The sequence below is a fragment of the Bradyrhizobium sp. USDA 4541 genome, assembly GCF_024171085.1.
Lineage (GTDB): Bacteria > Pseudomonadota > Alphaproteobacteria > Rhizobiales > Xanthobacteraceae > Bradyrhizobium > Bradyrhizobium australafricanum.
In genome coordinates this window covers 3,382,079-3,399,382 of the sequence record NZ_JALJZF010000001.1, presented here as the reverse complement: position 1 = coordinate 3,399,382, position 17,304 = coordinate 3,382,079, and the positions used below count along the sequence as shown (strand labels likewise).

18 protein-coding genes are annotated in these 17,304 nt (G+C 63.1%); 7 read left to right on the top strand and 11 right to left on the bottom strand.

The features are described from left to right. Positions 1–39: 39 nt before the first annotated feature. Positions 40–2,361 (bottom strand): molybdopterin guanine dinucleotide-containing S/N-oxide reductase, encoded by a 2,322-nt coding sequence (locus tag J2R80_RS15970; protein ID WP_253638849.1) that lies wholly within the window; start codon positions 2,359–2,361, stop codon positions 40–42. A gap of 408 nt (positions 2,362–2,769) precedes the next feature. On the opposite strand from J2R80_RS15970, the gene J2R80_RS15965 reads away from it, so the two are divergent. Continuing rightward, complete coding sequence (locus J2R80_RS15965) at positions 2,770–3,429, top strand: hypothetical protein (RefSeq protein ID WP_253638848.1); 660 nt, start codon at positions 2,770–2,772, stop codon at positions 3,427–3,429. Next, positions 3,426–3,692, top strand: a complete 267-nt coding sequence (locus J2R80_RS15960; protein ID WP_253638847.1) for an HGGxSTG domain-containing protein — start codon at positions 3,426–3,428, stop codon at positions 3,690–3,692. The genes J2R80_RS15965 and J2R80_RS15960 overlap by 4 nt, the downstream gene beginning before the upstream one ends. A 953-nt stretch (positions 3,693–4,645) precedes the next feature. On the opposite strand, the gene ligD is transcribed toward J2R80_RS15960, so the two are convergent. Next, the gene (gene ligD / locus J2R80_RS15955) at positions 4,646–5,569 is read right to left on the bottom strand and encodes a non-homologous end-joining DNA ligase (protein WP_253638846.1); all 924 of its coding nucleotides are present in this window, start codon (positions 5,567–5,569) and stop codon (positions 4,646–4,648) included. 122 nt (positions 5,570–5,691) lie between these two features. Here ligD and J2R80_RS15950 point away from each other — a divergent pair, with 122 nt between their 5' ends. After that, positions 5,692–5,922: a DUF3606 domain-containing protein gene (locus tag J2R80_RS15950; RefSeq protein WP_092090290.1), complete on the top strand. Its 231-nt coding sequence runs from the start codon at positions 5,692–5,694 to the stop codon at positions 5,920–5,922. Between the two features lie 314 nt (positions 5,923–6,236). Here J2R80_RS15950 and J2R80_RS15945 read toward each other — a convergent pair whose 3' ends face one another. From J2R80_RS15945 to J2R80_RS15925, 5 genes are all read right to left on the bottom strand, one after another. Further along, positions 6,237–6,416: a hypothetical protein gene (locus J2R80_RS15945; RefSeq protein WP_229189145.1), complete on the bottom strand. Its 180-nt coding sequence runs from the start codon at positions 6,414–6,416 to the stop codon at positions 6,237–6,239. Between the two features lie 103 nt (positions 6,417–6,519). Further along, positions 6,520–6,711 carry a hypothetical protein gene (locus J2R80_RS15940; RefSeq protein WP_057019190.1) on the bottom strand — a complete coding sequence of 64 codons (192 nt, stop codon included), beginning with the start codon at positions 6,709–6,711 and terminating at the stop codon, positions 6,520–6,522. A 25-nt stretch (positions 6,712–6,736) separates the two neighbouring features. Then, the gene (locus tag J2R80_RS15935) at positions 6,737–6,979 is read right to left on the bottom strand and encodes a hypothetical protein (RefSeq protein ID WP_229189146.1); all 243 of its coding nucleotides are present in this window, start codon (positions 6,977–6,979) and stop codon (positions 6,737–6,739) included. A gap of 1,285 nt (positions 6,980–8,264) precedes the next feature. Beyond that, positions 8,265–8,471 (bottom strand): hypothetical protein, encoded by a 207-nt coding sequence (locus J2R80_RS15930; protein WP_253638845.1) that lies wholly within the window; start codon positions 8,469–8,471, stop codon positions 8,265–8,267. An 823-nt stretch (positions 8,472–9,294) separates the two neighbouring features. Further along, on the bottom strand, positions 9,295–9,465 hold the full coding sequence (locus J2R80_RS15925) for a hypothetical protein (protein ID WP_253638844.1): 171 nt from the start codon (positions 9,463–9,465) through the stop codon (positions 9,295–9,297). A 161-nt stretch (positions 9,466–9,626) separates the two neighbouring features. Here J2R80_RS15925 and J2R80_RS15920 point away from each other — a divergent pair. After that, positions 9,627–10,569, top strand: a protein-coding gene (locus J2R80_RS15920; protein WP_141343507.1) for an IS630 family transposase whose coding sequence is annotated in 2 segments (ribosomal slippage) — positions 9,627–9,965 and positions 9,967–10,569 — 942 coding nt in all. Because the reading frame shifts where the segments join, the coding sequence is not laid out codon by codon here. A 174-nt stretch (positions 10,570–10,743) separates the two neighbouring features. Here the strand turns inward: J2R80_RS15920 and J2R80_RS15915 are convergent. Then, a complete protein-coding gene (locus tag J2R80_RS15915; RefSeq protein ID WP_141340037.1) occupies positions 10,744–10,953 on the bottom strand; it encodes a hypothetical protein in 210 nt (69 codons plus the stop codon). Between the two features lie 98 nt (positions 10,954–11,051). Further along, positions 11,052–11,465: a hypothetical protein gene (locus J2R80_RS15910; RefSeq protein ID WP_076830452.1), complete on the bottom strand. Its 414-nt coding sequence runs from the start codon at positions 11,463–11,465 to the stop codon at positions 11,052–11,054. A gap of 364 nt (positions 11,466–11,829) precedes the next feature. On the opposite strand from J2R80_RS15910, the gene J2R80_RS15905 reads away from it, so the two are divergent. From J2R80_RS15905 to fabF, 3 genes are all read left to right on the top strand, one after another. Next, complete coding sequence (locus J2R80_RS15905) at positions 11,830–12,948, top strand: hypothetical protein (protein ID WP_253638843.1); 1,119 nt, start codon at positions 11,830–11,832, stop codon at positions 12,946–12,948. 668 nt (positions 12,949–13,616) lie between these two features. Then, complete coding sequence (locus J2R80_RS15900; protein ID WP_253638842.1) at positions 13,617–14,039, top strand: hypothetical protein; 423 nt, start codon at positions 13,617–13,619, stop codon at positions 14,037–14,039. 170 nt (positions 14,040–14,209) lie between these two features. Further along, positions 14,210–15,472, top strand: coding sequence for a beta-ketoacyl-ACP synthase II (fabF, locus tag J2R80_RS15895; protein ID WP_057019181.1), 1,263 nt, complete (start codon positions 14,210–14,212; stop codon positions 15,470–15,472). Positions 15,473–15,490: 18 nt separating this feature from the next. On the opposite strand, the gene J2R80_RS15890 is transcribed toward fabF, so the two are convergent. Both J2R80_RS15890 and J2R80_RS15885 read right to left on the bottom strand, forming a co-directional pair. Further along, positions 15,491–16,654, bottom strand: coding sequence for a radical SAM protein (locus J2R80_RS15890; RefSeq protein WP_253638841.1), 1,164 nt, complete (start codon positions 16,652–16,654; stop codon positions 15,491–15,493). A 128-nt stretch (positions 16,655–16,782) separates the two neighbouring features. Continuing rightward, positions 16,783–17,178, bottom strand: coding sequence for a hypothetical protein (locus tag J2R80_RS15885; protein ID WP_253638840.1), 396 nt, complete (start codon positions 17,176–17,178; stop codon positions 16,783–16,785). Positions 17,179–17,304 lie beyond the last annotated feature (126 nt).

Genomic DNA, 17,304 nt, shown 5'->3' with positions numbered 1-17,304 from the left:
AGCGCCCAGCGATGATTTGTTCGTGATCTCCGCGCAAAATTACGCCGGATCGAACGCACGGATCGGCGGCAGATTGCCGTTGAAGCGCTCGACCTCGACGCTGGTGAGCTGGCCGGTGCAGCCCTGCGCGAAGGATGACGTGCCGATGTCCCGCGTCAGCACGTTCGGATTGCCGTGCACGCAGAGCGGCGCTTCATCGTCGGGGTCCATCGGGTCGTACCAGGCGCCGGTCGGCAGCTGAACCACGCCGGGCGCGATGCCGTCGGTGACATGCACCGCGGCAAGGCAGGCGCCGCGCGCGTTGAAGATGCGGATGATGTCGCCGTCGACGATCCCGCGCGGCTCGGCGTCGCGCGGATTCATGCGCGCGACCTCGCGGCCGCGATGCTTGGCGTCAAGCGAATGGCCGCCGAAATCGAGCTGGCTGTGCAGCCGCGTCACCGGCTGGTTGGCGACCAGGAAGCACGGCGCGCCCGGCGTCGGCGTGTCGGTCTTCTCGAGCCAGACCGGATGGCCCGGACAATCCGCATCGCCGTGGCTAGCGATCTTCTGCGAAAAGATCTCGATGCGGCCGCTCGGCGTCGGCAGCGGGCGCGCGAGGGGGTCCTCGCGAAAACGGCGCAGCGAGCCGCCGTCGTCGAGATGCTGCGGCACCACCTGGCTGCCGCGCTCCCAGAATTCGTCGAAGCTCGGCGCTTCGAGCCCGCGCGCGGCGAGCGCCTTGCGGGTCGGCTCATAGAGATGTTCCAGCCATTGCCGCGAGGTGCGTCCCTCGGTGAACGGCTCGCGGGCCCCTAACCGCTCGGCGAGGTCGGCGAAGATCTCGTAGTCGTCGCGCGCAAGGCCGAACGGTTCGGCGATCCGGTGCATCGCGACCATCAAGGGATCGTTGCTGGAATAGCCGATGTCCTCGCGCTCCAGCGTCATGGTCGAGGGCAGCACGATGTCGGCGTGGCGGGCGGTCGCGGTCCAGGCCAGCTCATGCACCACCAGCGTGTCGAGCCGCGCAAACGCCTTGCGCAGGCGGTTGAGGTCCTGGTGATGGTGGAACGGATTGCCGCCGGCCCAATAGACGAGGCGGATATCCGGATAGGTCCGCGTCTCGCCATTGTAGCGATAGCTGGTGCCGGGATTGAGCAGCATGTCGGCGATGCGCGCCACCGGAATGAAGTCGGCGACGCCGTTGCGGCCCTGCCCGAGCGTCGGTCCGGGCACGGCGTTGACGCGGCGGCCGTAATAGCCGATCGCGCCGAGCGAATAGGCGTAGCCGCCGCCGGGCAGGCCGATCTGGCCGAGCGCCGCCGCCAGCACCATGCCCATCCACACCGGCTGCTCGCCATGCTCGGCGCGCTGCAACGAATGCGACACGGTGATCAGCGCTCTGCGGCCGGCAAGCCGCCGCGCGAGCGCCTTGATGGTGCCGGCGTCGATGCCGCAGATCGCCGCGGCCCATCCGGCGCTCTTCGGCACACCGTCGCTCTCGCCGGTCAGATAGCGCAAAAACACTGGCCAGCCCTCGGTGTAGCGATCGAGGAAGGCCTGATCGTGCAGGCCCTCGCTGACGAGCGTATGGACGATGCCGAGCATCAGCGCGGTGTCGGTGCCGGGCGTGGCCGTCAGCCATTCGGCGCCGGCCTCGACGGGGAGATCGTCGCGCAGCGGGCTGACCAGGACGAACTGGCAGCCGCGCCGCTGAGCGGCCTCCATCGCGCCGCGCTCGACATGCTTGCTGATCGAGCCGCCGGCCACCATCGAGTTCTTCAGCGCCATGCCGCCGAACGCCAGCACGACGTCGGTTTCGGCCGCGATCTGCTCCCAGGTGACGTTGCGCTTGGTGATGTCCTCGTAGCCGGTCAGAATCTGCGGCAGCAGCACCGATGACGCGCCCGAGGAATAGGTGTTCACCGAACGCACATAGCCGCCCATCGCGATGTTGAGGAAGCGGTGCACCTGGCTCTGCGCGTGATGGAAGCGGCCCGCGCTGGACCAGCCGTAGGAGCCGCCGAACACCGCGCCGGGGCCGATCGTGTCACGGATCCGCGTCAGCTCGCCGCCGAGCAGATCGAGCGCCTGCTCCCAGCTCACCGAGACGAAGTCGTCGCGGCCGCGGCGATCGTCCGGGCCGGGCCCGCGCTCGAGCCAGCCGCGGCGGATCGCAGGCTGCGCGATGCGCGCCTGGTGGCGCAGCGCGCCGGGGAAATTGTTGATGATGCGGTTCGGATCGGGATCGGCGGCATAGGGCCTGACTTCGAGACCCGCCTTGCCGAGCCGCGCCGAGAACACGCCCCAATGCGAGGTGTGCGGCTTGAAACCGTCGGACAAATCGAGGCCGGGATCGGGGTGGCCAATGGTCTCGCTCATCGATGCTCCTTCATCCCAGGCCGGCGCCGCGCCTGTAGCAACATTCCGCCAGTATAATGATCCAATCGGCGCACGGTACCCGCTAACACGGATCGCACCTTGCCTTGCCGGCATGACTGCGGGCGACGGCGGCGGAACTCCCCGCCGGGGCCGCGCCGCCAAAATATCGAAAACAACCCCATGCAAAGGAGCCGGCGGCCGCCGGCGCTCGAATGGCGGCTTGACACGTCGGGCAAATCAGCGGCACACTTCCAATATTCCGAAATCGCGCAAGCCCCACTCGCCCGCAACAGCGGGCTCGCGGATAGCGCTTGCCGCCCAAACCCCTCCCCACAATTGACATCGCACCGACTGCCGCAGCGAGCGATCGTCTGCGCGTTTGCCGCGCGCGTTCCAGGGACTATCGACATGACACCTGCACCTGAAATCTCCGTGCCGACGACACCCGCCGCCACCGCGCAGACCCAGGCTGCCACACCTCCGCGGATAAAGTTTTCCTCGCACGGCTTCTGCATCGACCATCCCGATCCCGAGCTCGGCGCACAGTTGATGGCGAACGCGCTGGGGGTCGCCGATCGCGACGCGATGGACGGCATCCTGCGGCAACTGGTCAAGGCCAGCGTGAGCGGCGGCAAGCCCTGCGAGGTCAACCTCGCCTTCATGATCTCGATGGTGAGAAGCATTCGTCCACGGGATTCCGTCGAGGCCATGCTGGTGGCGCAGATGGTGTCGGTTCATGTGATGGCAATGCGATGCGCCCATCACCTCGCGCATGCCAAGGACCTCGCCCAGCACGACAGCGCCGCGCGCGCATTGGGCCGGCTCGCCCGCACCTTTCCCGCCCAGATCGAGGCGCTGAACCGCCACCGCAGCCATGGCGAGCCCGCCATCACCGTGCAGAACGTCAAGGTCGAGGACGGCGGCAACGCCATCGTCGGCACCGTCACGCAGCATGCGAGCGTGATCGTGTCCGAGAACAGCCCGGCATCCGCGGCGCGGGCACTGAGGCCCGCGGGCGCGAGGCGACGGCGGAATTCCACCGATGCGGCGCGGGACCCACAGGCATGAGCGGCCACATCCAAACGACCGGCCCGATGCTGGCCAGCCGGCGTTGCGGCGCCAGGACCCGCTGCGGCGGTTCTTGCCGCGCGCCGGCGGTGCGCGGCAAGACGCGCTGCCGCATGCACGGCGGCGCAAGGGGATCCGGCGCGCCACGGGCGAACCGGAATGCGCGCAAGCACGGCCGGTTCACGGGGGACGCGATCGCCGAGCGAAGGCAGATCCGGGTGTTGTTGGGGGAGGTGCGGAGGATGCTGGAGGGGATGAAGTGATTGCGTTTCGCAAATGGCCGCGCGCAGAAACGACCAATGGGCCGCCGGGCGCGAAATCCCGCCGGCCCATTCCCGCTAAAGCATGATCCGGAAAAGTGCGAAGCGGTTTTCCCTCGCGACAAACGCGGGACGCGTTTGCGCGGAGATCATGCTCAAACAAAGAGCTAAAGCGCGATGACGATTCAACCTAATCTCATCGCGCTTTAATGGATCATGAGGGCTGCGGCGATGCCGAACGCCGTGAGCGTTGCAACGGCCAAACTCATCAGGGTTATCGCTACAGGCCTCGGCATACGTTTAAACCCGCTGACGCAGTAAAAGCTTGCCGGTTGCCGGACATCGCCGCGTTCCGCGAAGACAACGCACCCCGTAGCGGCCCCGCGAGCAAATATCCGGATTCCCGGCGGTCAGTGCACGAAAGCCAGCATCAGCGCAAAGGTGACCAGCGCGTAAGTGCTGGTGACGGTGATGCCCAAATACAGACGCTCCATTGCGGCCTCCTGCCCTCAAGGCGCCGCCCCCGCGCCATCAACTTAGCGCCCGCTCCGGCGCCGAGCAGCTGGAATTCCGGGTCATGGTAAATCTACGGGACCGTCCATCCGGGCTAGCCCCTGTAAGCTGCCGGCGCCGACCCCGTGGGCTCTTTGCGTCCGACTGAGGAAGTACCCCTCTCTTTCCAATTGCCAGCCCGTTGGGCTTATCACCGTGCAGAACGTGAAGCTGGAGGACGCCAGCTGCGAGATCGTCGGCAACGTCACGGCCAAGCCTCGTTTATTCGTCTGGTTGGAAGCCCTCCGGCATTCGAGGAGGACCGTCATCATTCGGCTGATTGCAGGCCGGACAGGGCGCACCGGCGCCTCCGCAAGCGCAGGCGTGCGGACCGGTCCAGGGCTGGTCCTGATGATTCTCGCACACCCATCTTGTGTCGTCGCAAAAGATGCAGCGAGGCTTGCTCATAGATCTTCTCGCACCCCACGAAAGAACGGATGCCGCACCTTGCCCTCGGCGGATTTGGCGCGGTACTCGATCTCGGCCAGCACCTTCGGCTCGACCCAGATCGCCTTGTGTGCAATGCGCTTGGTGTAGGGCTGCGTCTTGCGGATCAGCGGCGTCAGGCGTTTGCGGAGATCGGCGGCCGAGGCCTTGTCGAAGCCGTGGTCGACCTTGCCGGCGTAGATCAGCTCGTTGCCCTTGCGCCGGCCGACGTAAATTCCGTCCCATTCGTTGTCGTCCAGTGCAAAGCCGGCGATGGTCAACGTCTCGCGCTGGGCGCAGGTTTTCTTGACCCAGTCGCGGCTGCGGGTGCCGGTCGGATAGGCGCTATCCGCCACCTTCGACACCACGCCCTCATAGCCGAGCCTACAGGCATGCGCGAACATCTTGGGGCCGTCCACCTCGAAGCTTTCGCTGAACTGGACCTCGGTGCCAGCGACGAGCTTCTTCAGCAGCGCTTTGCGCTCCTTCAGCGGCAGCTTCCGGAGATCGCGGCCATTGAGATAGAGCAGGTCGAAGGCCACCATCGCGATCCTGGTCGACTTACCGCGCAGCTCGTTCTGCAGCACGGAGAAGTCGGTCGTGCCGTCTGGTGAGGGAACGACGATCTCGCCGTCGATGATGGCTGATGATGCGGAAATGTGCCAGGCGTCTTGGACCACCTTCTTGAAGCGCCTGGTCCAGTCGTTGCCGCGCCGGGTGTAGATCTTCACGTCTTCATTAGCGATGTGAGTCTGAACCCGGTAGCCGTCGAACTTGATCTCGTGAATCCAGCGTGTGCCGCTCGGCACCTTCTCGATCGGCGATGCCAGGGCCGGCGCGATGAAGCCGGGAAAGAGCGCCTTGGTCCCGATCGCCTCGGGCTTCCTACGCTGAAACGCCACAACGCAACTCCACAAACAATAAGCTGATTCAAACTGGCGCAATCGCAATCGTTCCGACGCGGGTCCGCAAATGGAACGGTCGATCATAAACCGAGTTGGCCCTCATCGACAGGGAGGCCGGAATGGCAAAGAAAGCGAAGAAGCAGACCGCGCGCGGTCGCAAGCAGGACCGAGCGCGCGTCGCCGGCGGGCAGGATTACGAAGTGCGCTATGAGGCGAAGAAGACCGGCAAGTCGGCCGCATCGGTGAAGAAGGCCGTCAAGAAGGTCGGCACCAGCCGCAAGCGAGTTGAGCGTCGGCTCGGGTCGGCGATGAAAAGGTCGTTAGGAACGGCACCTTCGAAGCGACGTTAGCAATGTGCTGCTCGCGGCAGAGCGGCATCATGGATGAAAGTGCCCCGGCTCTTGCCCCCGAAGACCGGGGCACATTCTCGATCAGTTTGAGCGGCCCCGGCTGGCACCTCGCTGGGGCACCGAATCGGCCTCGGCATGTCCTCTCGCTGGGGCCGTTTCGCTTCGGGGAACAAGCAGGAGTCCAGAGGCCGTTTCGCGAGAGTAAACAGCCCGCTCCTTTGTCTCGGTGGCCGTCAGCCGCAAGCGCGTCGATCGTCGGCCGAGTTGCGGTGCCGGTCGGAGTTAGGGCCTGGTCGGCAGCAATCAACCGGTACTCATTCGATCCCGAAATCGCGCTCGTTCGGAAGCGGAATCGGCTCATGGTGACTTCGTCCCAGAAACGTGTCGGGCTTGGGCAACCCCAGCGCAGCGTTGGCTCGGGCGAGGAGATCGTCCGCTGACCTGCGCAGCCGTTCGAGTTCAATCTGCAAATTCGTTGGGCGGTAAACAAGCATTGCCGGCTCCGAATAACTGGACTGCTCGTACAGGATTGAGCGTAGGCCTGAATATTTCTCGGAGCAAGGGCTTAGATGACCGGCCTCGCCGCTCGGCTCGGATCTAATGGGTCGTGGGCGCGGATATAGTCCCAATGATTTGCATGTCTTCTTTCCGCACGGTTACGCGGCGTCCTGTCTCGGCAGCGATCTTTCGGGCGGCTCGCATCGCGGAATCCTCGTCCGTCAGTTCGAGCAGGATGATGCTGCCTGTTCCCGAGAACGCGTCAGGGTTCAAGAGTTCGATGATGAACAATGGTCCCCCCTCCGGACGATCATTTTCACCGCGCGTTTATAGCGGCCTTGACGCACCGCAATTGCGCAGGATCATCCGATCTCGCACGAATCTGGTTCGTCAGCGCCTGCGCTATGATCTCGGCTTGTTCCTTGGTCAGCTTCTCGGCAAAGGGGCCATTTTTCTTTATCTGTGCCGGTCCTTTGAGTTCGCTGTCGTAGACCATCCAGCCAATGCTTCCTTGCCGAACGAGGAAACGGCCTCGCATCGGGCGTCCAATAAATTCCATTGCAACCATCCACCTGTGAAACGCAAGTTCACCGATTAGCTTGCAGGATGGTGTGCTCCGCATTGAACTATGTGAATCGTTGCGATCAACTTTGGACAAGCACCGCTCGCGCTTTCCGCAGCGAACTGAAAACGGCCCCAACCAGGGGGCCGCCAACCCGAGCGATACGGGTTTTCTTCCAGGCAGTCGGGGGGCACCTTGGCTGACCAGAAGCGCCAATTAGACGCTCTTGTCCTCTCGATGGTTCCTTGCCTACTGCGCATATTTTGGGAGAAACTGGCGGTCGCACAGGAGCGTGCTAGCAATAGCTCCGTCGGGTCGCGCCCCGGCAATATCGGACGACTGGGCCTCAGCAACGGCGTTTCGGCGTGCTGGGGCCTTTTTGCGATTACCTAAAGGGGGCGCCATCGAATTGCTAGGAAGTCGCCATCTCGCCAGACGAGCTGACACGAACTTCGGCTAGCTAAGGGCTTCAAGAGATTAACACATGCAAGTGCCGGAACTTTCGTCGCCAGCATGATCCGGTGAACCTGCCTCCAACAACACAGACCGGAATCAGGTAGCGGCTCCAGCACCGGCCTCCCGGCCCCCAGAGGTGCTGGGGCCGTTTTTACAATTAAGGGGTAATCCAAGGTGCCGTCGGCGTTTGTCGCATTCCCCGGTAATATGCATTGCGCTCTCGGACGTGAGCGCGCGTGGGGACGGCTCTGGCGCGCACGCTAGCCCCGCAAAGCGCCGGAGCCGTCTCACGGCGGCGACGGGTGCTATCCTACATGAGATGGATCACCGGCTCATAGCGGTCCAGATGCGCGGACCGAGGCTGGGGCTAATAACCGGCTCGTAGGTGATCGCCAACAGAGCCAGACGGGCCGAGCGCCGTCAGCCAAGCGCGGGCCATCGCCCTCGCTGAGGGCATTTTCTTGGGCCAAGAAAAAGGCCCGGCGCGAGCGTGGTCGGCTTTCTCTTGGGCGGATGTGAAAATGAAAGAGGCCGCCAACTGAGGCGGCCGTAGCCCAAATTGGGTCATTCCGCCATTTGGTCGCTCCAGATGCGTTCGCCGCATTTGCATTCCATGAGTCGCACGGTTTTCCCGCCGACAGGATCGAGGAAGGCACGGACGAGTTCGGGGATGTCAGAGCATCTGGGGCACTGCTGCCAGTTCATGGCTTTGTGCGGCGTCGTTCGCTGATCTAGAGTGGGCTGGTTCACTTCAGTTCTCGATGCGCTCTTAGTGGACTCCTTAAGTTACAAAGTGAACAGTTGTTCCTGGGTTGCGCCGCGAATCCTAAAAAGGCATGGAACATCTTGGAGCATGCTGTTCCAGCCAAAGGCCTTTGTTTGCCTCGAAAAGCGCTAGCTCTAACCGGAACGACCGAAGGCCGGCCTCGGCGAGATGGCGTCGCCTCTGTTCACGCACCAGGATCGCATCATCAATGGCTCGCTGAGCGCGATCCAATAACGCTATCGTCTCTTCGCTGAATGGCTGGCTCATGGCGCAGCTCCTCCTTGCAGGCGGGAGCGCGCTCGGTCTCTCAGCCACCGACGCCTACGGACAAAGCCTTCGCCGGTGATCGCGGGACAATGAGCCAGTGCAGCAAGCCTGGCAAGTTGATTTACTGTCCACCCGCGCCGGTCATCCCTTTCGGGACGACCGACGGCGAGCTTTGGGCCGGGCATCCCGTGCTAAGGGAGATACTGTCCTAATTAGGACACTCGACCGAACAAACGAGAAGGACCGGCAAATCCCGGGAAGACGAGATGACCAGGATGTGCAATTGGTACTGGCATTTCAGGACGAAACAATTCGGAGAACATCCTTGCCAGCTTGGGCCGAAGAGGAAGAGCAGCGCCTGCTACAGATGATCCGCGAGACCGAGCTAACCCAGCGCGAGATCGCCCAGAAACTCGGCCGCACAGAGGCCGCAGTCAGCGCCCGACTGACGATAATGAGGAAGCGTCTCGCGACGGGGAGCTAGGCTCGCTCAACAGCTTCTTCCCGCGAAGAATCTTCACTTAAGATAAGGCCGGAACCTAGATGGGACACGGCTCCTGACACGCCTAAGTAAATGCGAACACCAAGGCCGCGGCGCAAGCTCTCCATATGTTCAGGTTCAGTCACGACGACGGCGTCGAGTACAGCCTCATGGCGTTGGCGGCGATATCGTTCGTAGCGCTCATCGTAGGCGTCGGCGCCCTGTTTATGTGATGAGCCTGCCATCTCATGGATGATCCAACCGTCTTGGCCTCAGCGTGTACCCCTCGCTGGGGCCATTCTTTGGGGCGCCAGCCTAACGGTGCTATCCCGCCGCCGAAAATCAAACCGGCAGCTCGACACCTCGCCGCTTGAGCAGGTCCTCGATCTCAATGGCCCGCCGGGCTTCGCGCGCGTTTTTCAGCAAATGCTCGCGCTCTGCTCCGGGGGGAAGACCTGCCGCTTTCGCCCTCGATTCCTGAGCAAGCCGGTCAAGCCGAGCGGTGAGCGACATCGTTTGTATCGTCCGTTTGCGCCGTTTCTTTACCATGACAGTTCGCCTGACATTCCAACTAGAGCGGTTTCCAGTTGAGGTGAATCGGAACAGTCAAAGGGGATTCCCACGGGCACGCAAATCAGATTCGGTGTTGCCCGCGACAACATGCGGGGCATGCGATGGCGAAGGGATACTCCAAGGACCTCAGGGTGCGTGCGGTTGAGCTTGTTGAGTCCGGCGAAAGCGCACGTGAGGCTGCGCGCATTCTCAATCTCGGCGCTTCGACTACGATCCGATGGATGGATCGTTGGAGGAAGACCGGAAACGTTGAGGCCAAGCCCGGCACCGGGCACAGCCGCTCGCCGTTGGAGCAGCACAAGCAGTGGCTGATCGAGCTGATCGCCGCGGAGCCGGACCTGACGCTCGAGGAGATCCGCGCGCGTCTGCGCTCTCAGAGAAAGCAAAAGGCCGGCATCGGTTCGATCTGGCGTTTCTTCGACCGTCACAGCATCACCTTCAAAAAAAACACTGCACGCCGCCGAGCAGGATCGACCTGACGTCGCTGCCGAGCGTGCCGCGCTGAAAGCCGAGCAGCCCAAGCTGCGTGCACCGCGCCTCATCTTTATCGACGAGACTGCGGTCACGACGAAGATGGTCCGGCACTATGGGCGCTCTCCTCGCGGTGAGCGCCTCGTCTCTGGCGTGCCCCATGGTCACTGGAAGACGCTGACGCTTGTCGCCGCGCTGCGCATCGATGGCCTCACGGCGCCCTATGTCATCGACGGTGCAATGGATGGGCCCTCGTTCCTGGCTTATGTCGAGCAAGTCCTGGCGCCGACCTTGCGCAAGGGCGACATCGTCTTCATGGACAACTTGCGCACTCACAAGATCGCCGGTGTCCGCGAGGCGATCGAGGCTGTCGGCGCCCGCGTGCGTTATCTGCCGGCCTACTCGCCCGACCTCAATCCAATCGAACAGGCCTTCTCCCGGTTGAAAGCTGCGCTGCGCAAAGGCGCCACCCGCACGGTCCAAGCCCTGCTCAAACTCATCGGCAAACTCGTCAAGTCGTTTGCGCCGCAGATGTGTGCCAACTACTTTAGGCATGCTGGATACACCAGATGATCCACATCATGTGGAAAATGCTCTAGCGACCGTCAGAACACCAGCCGCACGGGCTCGCATTGTCCTGGGATAATCTAGGCGCTCGAAATTTTTTCATCCGTTAGGAACTGACGCGCCGGTGCTTTTTGAGCGAACAGGTCTCAGCTTGAATTTCGCAGCGGGTGGTCAGCCACTTTAAGACCGGGCCAGATTGGCAGGTCGCCTGCCTTCGGGATGCTTGTCGATTGTCCGCTTCGCTGCGGCGATCGCTTCTTGAGTACGTTGGTAGGTCATTGTTCTGATGGTTTGGCCGCCGGCGATCGGCGTGACTTCGACCAAGAACCCACCGCCGGGTTGCTCGATAATCACCAATCGGTGCGCTAGATATTCAAATTCGTCCGTCACGTTAGTGAACTCGTTCTGGATTTCGGAACAAGCGGGTAAGGCCTGGAATGTTCCAATAGTGAGGTGGGACTTTGGGCGCAGCATGCTCTGCGACGGTGTCAGCGCTCTCCCGGCCACCAGGTTGAGGGCGGGTTCATGGCGGAGATCTTAGTCGTCCGCAGTACCACAAGATGGCTGCGCTTGAACGGGTAGCCGGAGCGTCGCGAGCACAGCTTGCAGCGCATATAGCGCTCCAGCTCGTGGATCGGCGTCCACTTCGGTCGCCTCACGATATCGAGCGCGACCGTCTGATGCGTCTCGCAGCCGAGGCATTTCACTTCGAGGTAGCGGAAACCGGCGTTGAGTGCATCGCCGAGCGCGGGCGACGGCTGGGCGGGCCCCTGAAAAGCGAGCATGCGGGCGTTCCATGCCCGGCAGGCCGCACCATCCGCCTCGAGCCGAGCCTCCTTGGCGCGCTCGGCCAGATGCCTGACCGTCGCTCCGAACAAGTACTCCCGAGATTTAGAGCCCATGCTGGTCACAAAAGCCGGATTCTCCTGTCGTTGCAAATTCCCAAGATATGGTCGCGCGGAACCGGTCCTGAGTACAGAAATCAGGCCGGTCAGTCGTTGTACTGGTTGCAGTCCGCGGCAGCGAGTCGATCGTTGTGCAATACGATCTGATCTCCGCCGTGGCAGCGATTTCAAGAAGACTCTGCAGCGGCCGCAACCTCGACTGCGAGCACCGCCGGTAACTGATCCGCCGACGCATCCTGCGCGTTTCAATCCGAGGCCCGCGTCATTTTCAGAAACAAATCTCCGGGCGAAACGAGCGCCCGAGTGTGTCATCACAACGGAATTGTTTGCTCGATAGACGGCACGACCCAGGATAAATTTCATGATTGTGCGGGGACTTGTTTTCGTCATCCTAACGCTTTTCCCGGCAGGCGCAATTGCCAGAAGCTGGTTTCTCAATGGCGTGGGGAGCAGCGGCATTTATCACATCTGGGAGTTCGGCGACGACGGCCTGGTGTCGAGCCTGACGCCGGCGCTGTCGCCGCCCGATGGCGTTCTTCATTTGGCGTGGCCATCCGCGATCGCGCCGGATGCGCATACAAGGCGTCTTTATGCGTCAGCCTATACGACGGGCTGGTTTCAGCTGCGGCTCTGGACGTCGACGAACGAAGGAGCCTGGATTCCGCAGGGAATCGCCTTTCAGTCGGACGCGTCCGAGCCCGGCGGGATCGGCCCGGCGCAGGTGGTGTATGAGCCTGGAGCAGCCGAGCCGTACATGATCTATTACCTCGACCGCGCGGCGAAGCAGATCAAGCTTGCGACCAGCGTTGACGGCATGACGTTCACGCGCCACGGCGCCGTGATCACGCCCTCACTGCCCGAGGAAGCGTCCGGGCTGTCGATCAGCTATGCCTGTCGGCGCGCGAACGGCGAATATGTCATCTTCTATCACGGCTACTACAACAACACGCAGAACGCCGTCGCGCTGGTTGCCACGGCAGATGGCCCGCACGGCCCGTTCACGAAGAAGACCGTCATTGCGCGGCCGGATGGTTTTGCGTCGACGCTTTCCGCCCACCGTCTCAATGCCACCGCCACCGCTGATGTCGCGGTGCCGCTGGGGATTCCCCTGCTGGTCGGTGGCGGCACGGCACGACAGGAGGCCAACGTCGCAATCAAGCAGGATGAGACCACGATCTGGTTCGAGCGGCCATTCGTGTTCGATCACGCTTCGGATCGTCTGGTTTCGGTCTCGCGAAACAAGGTGGAGCTGTCCTACGCCCAGGAGCAGCCGGACGGCAGCTGGCGCGGCGTCTTCTCGCTCTATAATCCAGACCCTGGCATCGCTTCAGAATATACGACGGAGGGCAGCGCCCGATCCCTGACCGCGCCATGGTCGTATGCGAGAACCGGGTTTCGCTTCAAGCCACGGTATCGCGGCGGGGAAAATTCGACCGAGAACCCGACGCCGCTGCTCAGCAACGACGCGTGTTCAAGCTAGAATGGCAGGCGCGTCGTGAACGCCGGCTTTAATGCTCCAGACGATGCCCCCGCTTCCGTCGTGATCGTCCACGGTTCGGCTGCGGCCGACGAGGCAGCCGCCGGGCTGATCGAGGACCATCCGCTCCAGCCCGACTATTGGTGGAGCTGTTCCTGGAGCTGTTCCTGGAGGCCGTTGCGCGATCGAGGACGATCTGCCAGTTTTCAACCTTTAATAGGCGGGCGATCCATAGCGCGGGCACAGCATGCGACATGTCTGCGAGCGTGAGGCCAGGACCCGGACACGGAGCGCGTGAAGACGTCTGATGCCCGAAACAGGAGAATCTCAAAAATCCAGCGCCACCGCCTTGCAGCGCGCCTTCGCGCAGGCTGTCGCGCTGCATCAGCGGGGGCAGCTCGCGGCAGCAGAAAAGATCTATGAAGACATGCTCCGGCAGCAGCCGGACAACTTCGATGCGCTGCGTCTGCTGGGCCTGATCTCCGCGCAGACCGGCCGCAGCGAGCGCGGCGTCGACCTGATCCGGCGCACGCCTGACATGTTCGATCGGTGGATGAGGATTCTCGGCCGCGTCGAGGGCAGCATGTTGTGGCTCCTCGAAGCCAACGCCGACTCTGCCGCAAAATTTGCGAAAGGAGGCGGTCGCGCGTGGCGTCGCTGCGGAGCGCCTCGTGTTCGCGCCGCGTATGTCGTTGCCCGACCATCTCGCACGCCATCGCCTCGCCGGCCTGTTCCTCGACAGCACGCCCTACAATGCCCACACCACCGCCAGCGATGCACTATGGGCCGGCCTGCCGGTGCTGACCATTCTCGGCGACACGTTTGCCAGCCGGGTCGCGGCGAGCTTGCTCCATGCGATCGGCCTGCCCGAGCTCATTGCGGAATCGCCGGAGGCTTATGAGCGCATGGCGGTCGATCTTGCGACCGATCCTTCGAGGCTCGCGGCGCTCAGAACCAGGCTGGCGGCCAACCGGCTGACGGCGCCGTTGTTCGATACCAAACGTTTCACCCGGCATATCGAGGCCGCCTACACCACGATGTATGAGCGTCACCGGGCGGGCATTGCGCCGGACCATATCGTCGTCCCGGCGTGATCGTTGCTGCCTGACGGCAGTCGCTCGTCAGCGGAGCGCTGAGAGCGAAGTCAATCCCTTGACGGCCGGCCGGTCGAGACAATAGATGACAATCATCATATAACGACCCGACGCCCGGGAGGTTCGAATCCCGGCCATGCCGGTTCGCACCAGGGCGCGACAGGAGAGCCATGCGTCGAATTGTTGTGACGGGCCTGGGGACGGTGTCGCCGCTGGGCTGTGGCACCGAACTGGTGTGGTCGAGGCTGCTGGCGGGGCATTCCGGGCTAACGGCATTGCCGGAATGGGCGGCGGCGCTGCCGGCGCGCGTCGCAGGACAGGTTCCTGACAAGGCCGGGGATGCCGAGGGCGGCTTCGATCCTGACCTGGCGGCCCCGCGCAAGGACCAGAAGAAGATGGACCGGTTCATCCTGTTCGCGCTGCTCGCAGCGGCTGAAGCCGTGGCGCAAGCCGGCTGGATGCCGGCCGACGCGCAGGCGCAGCAGCGCACCGCGACCGTGATCGCATCCGGGATCGGCGGGTTTCCCGCGATCGCGGACGCCGTGCGCACGGCGGAGAAGAGCGGCCTGCGCCGGCTGTCGCCGTTCACCATTCCCTCCTTCCTGGCCAATCTCGCGGCCGGGCAGATCAGCATCCGCTACGGCTACAAGGGTCCGATCGGCGCGCCGGTGACCGCGTGCGCCGCGAGCGTTCAGGCGATCGGCGACGGCGCGCGCCTGATCAGATCGGGCGAAGCCGACGTTGCGATCTGCGGCGGCGCGGAGGCCTGCATCGATCCCGTGAGCCTCGGCGGCTTTGCGGCGGCGCGGGCGCTGTCGACATCGTTCAACGACACGCCCGCCCGGGCGTCGCGGCCGTTCGACCGCGACCGCGACGGCTTCGTCATGGGCGAAGGCGCTGGTGTCCTCGTCATCGAGGAGCTCGAACACGCGCTTCGGCGCGGCGCGAAACCGATCGCCGAGCTCATCGGCTACGGCACGACGGCGGACGCCTATCACATCACCGCTGGTCCCGAAGACGGCGACGGCGCCCGGCGCGCGATGGAGGCGGCGCTGCAGCAGGCCGGGCTGCGGCCCGGCGAGGTCCAGCATCTCAACGCGCACTCGACATCGACGCCGGTCGGCGATCTCTCCGAGTTGGAAGCGATCAAGCGCGTGTTCGGGCGCGCGGGAGGAATTGCCGTCAGCGCCACCAAGTCGGCGACCGGACATCTGCTCGGCGCCGCCGGCGGCATCGAGGCGATCTTCACCATCCTGGCGCTGCGCGATCAGGTCGCGCCGCCCACGCTCAATCTGGAGAACGCCGATTCCGCAGCTCAGGGCATTGACCTCGTCGCGAACGTTGCGCGGCGGATGGCCATCGAACACGCGATCTCGAACGGTTTTGGATTTGGCGGCGTCAACGCCAGCCTGGTGTTTCGACGGTGGTCCTGAGGCGGTCGGGCGTTGCGCTCAGCGCACTCCAATCCGTTCCCCGTCCTGCTTGCGGACGTAGAGATGACGTTCCAGCACGGATTGCATGTTCTCGAACATCGAATAGAGATCGTCGCAATAAACCGACGGATTGTCGAAACCGTTCTTCGTGGAGAAGCGGTGCGGAAGGTAGCCTCCGCCGCAGGCGTTCATGAACTTGCATTGCCGGCACTTCTCGCAAAGATTGACTGAAGCATCGCGTGCGGCTTTCCAGCGCGGCTCGGTCCTGACGTCGTCGATCGCGTGATCGAAGATGTTGAACCGCGTGTTGGTGAAACCGTCACCCGCAATGCGCAACACGTCGTGGGCCTCCACCGTGCCGTCGGTCATGACCGTGCAAAGCTCGACCGGCTTGTGGCCGACACCTTCGGTCGGCGCGTTGTTGCCGATCAGGGCCGCGACCATGTCGGAAATGATGCGGACATTCGATGTCGGCGTCGTGCGATTGGCTTCCAGCCACAAGTCGAAAAGGCCGTTATAGAACGGGGCAATGGACAACGGCTTCTCGTCCACCGTCGCGTCGGGAATCATGATGTCGTAGTTGGCGATGCCGCACGCCGCGAAAAAATCCGCGTACTCCTGCGGCGCGTAGGCCGGGTTGCAAACCGCGAGGGCGATCACGCCGATGTCGCGCGATACCAGCATGCGGGCGGCGCGTTCCACGGCGGCATGGGTGCCGGTCCCTTGAAACGTCTTGCGGTGAGCGTCGTGAATATGTGCCGGCCCATCGATGCTGATCGCCACCGAAATATTGCGGGCCTCGAAGCAGTCGAGCCATTCATCGTCAATCAGGATGCCGTTGGTCGTCACCGCGATCGGGATCTCGCAGCCGGTCCGGGATGAAATGCCCTCGCAGCCCTCCGCAAAACGGTGAAAATTATCGACGCCCCAAAGCAGCGGCTCGCCGCCGTGCAGGATCACTGGAAAGTCGACGAGGGAGTATCTGGCGACGTGCTGTTCGAGGCGCAGCAACAGCTGTTGCAGCACCTCGGCACTCATCAGCTTGGGCTTGTCATAGACGGCCGCATCGCGAAACCAGTAGCAATAGGAGCAATCGATGTTGCACCTCGCCGCAACCTTGACCAGCAACTGCGTGATCGGCTGCTCCTGGAACGCGACGGAATTTGAAGCGTCAACCGACATGCGGATTACCGGCAAGCTGCGATCGGCCTAGATCATGATGCGTTTCCACGGAACCGCATCATGATCTCGTCTGTTTGTTTGAGCATGATCATTTTGGAAAACCGGTTTCCACTTTTCCGGATCATGCTCTAGTAGCCCCTGACGAAGCCACCTCGTCGGAACGCGCCTGCTCCGGGATAATATCCGCCGGCCCTGCGAAATGCGCCGGCTCCCGGATAGTAGCCGCCGCCCCTGCGAAAGCCGCCCGCATAGGGCCCCCTGGCAAAGGCCCCGCGCCTGAAATAAACCTGAGTTGCCTGAGGCTGTTCGGAAATCACCCCCAGCTGGAAGCCCTGTACGTCTTGAGGGCTCTGTTCTTGCAAGCTCTGTTCTTGAGGGCTCTGTTCCTGAGCGCCCTGTTCCTGAAGGCTCTGCTCGCGCACACCACTCAGCAATGCGTCGATACCCTGATGATCGCTTTCGATTGTCGCACCCGGCCCGTGCAGTTGCAGCAGGCTCGCCAAGACCGTCAGCGTGATCGCCATCGTTGAGCTCCTTTTCGCGATATCGCAATCAAACGAAATGTCGGCGCGTGCCTTACGCCGGTCGAGCAACTGAAAGTATAGCAGCGGATTTGCAGCGGAGTCTAGGTATCGCGTCTGATGCTGCGC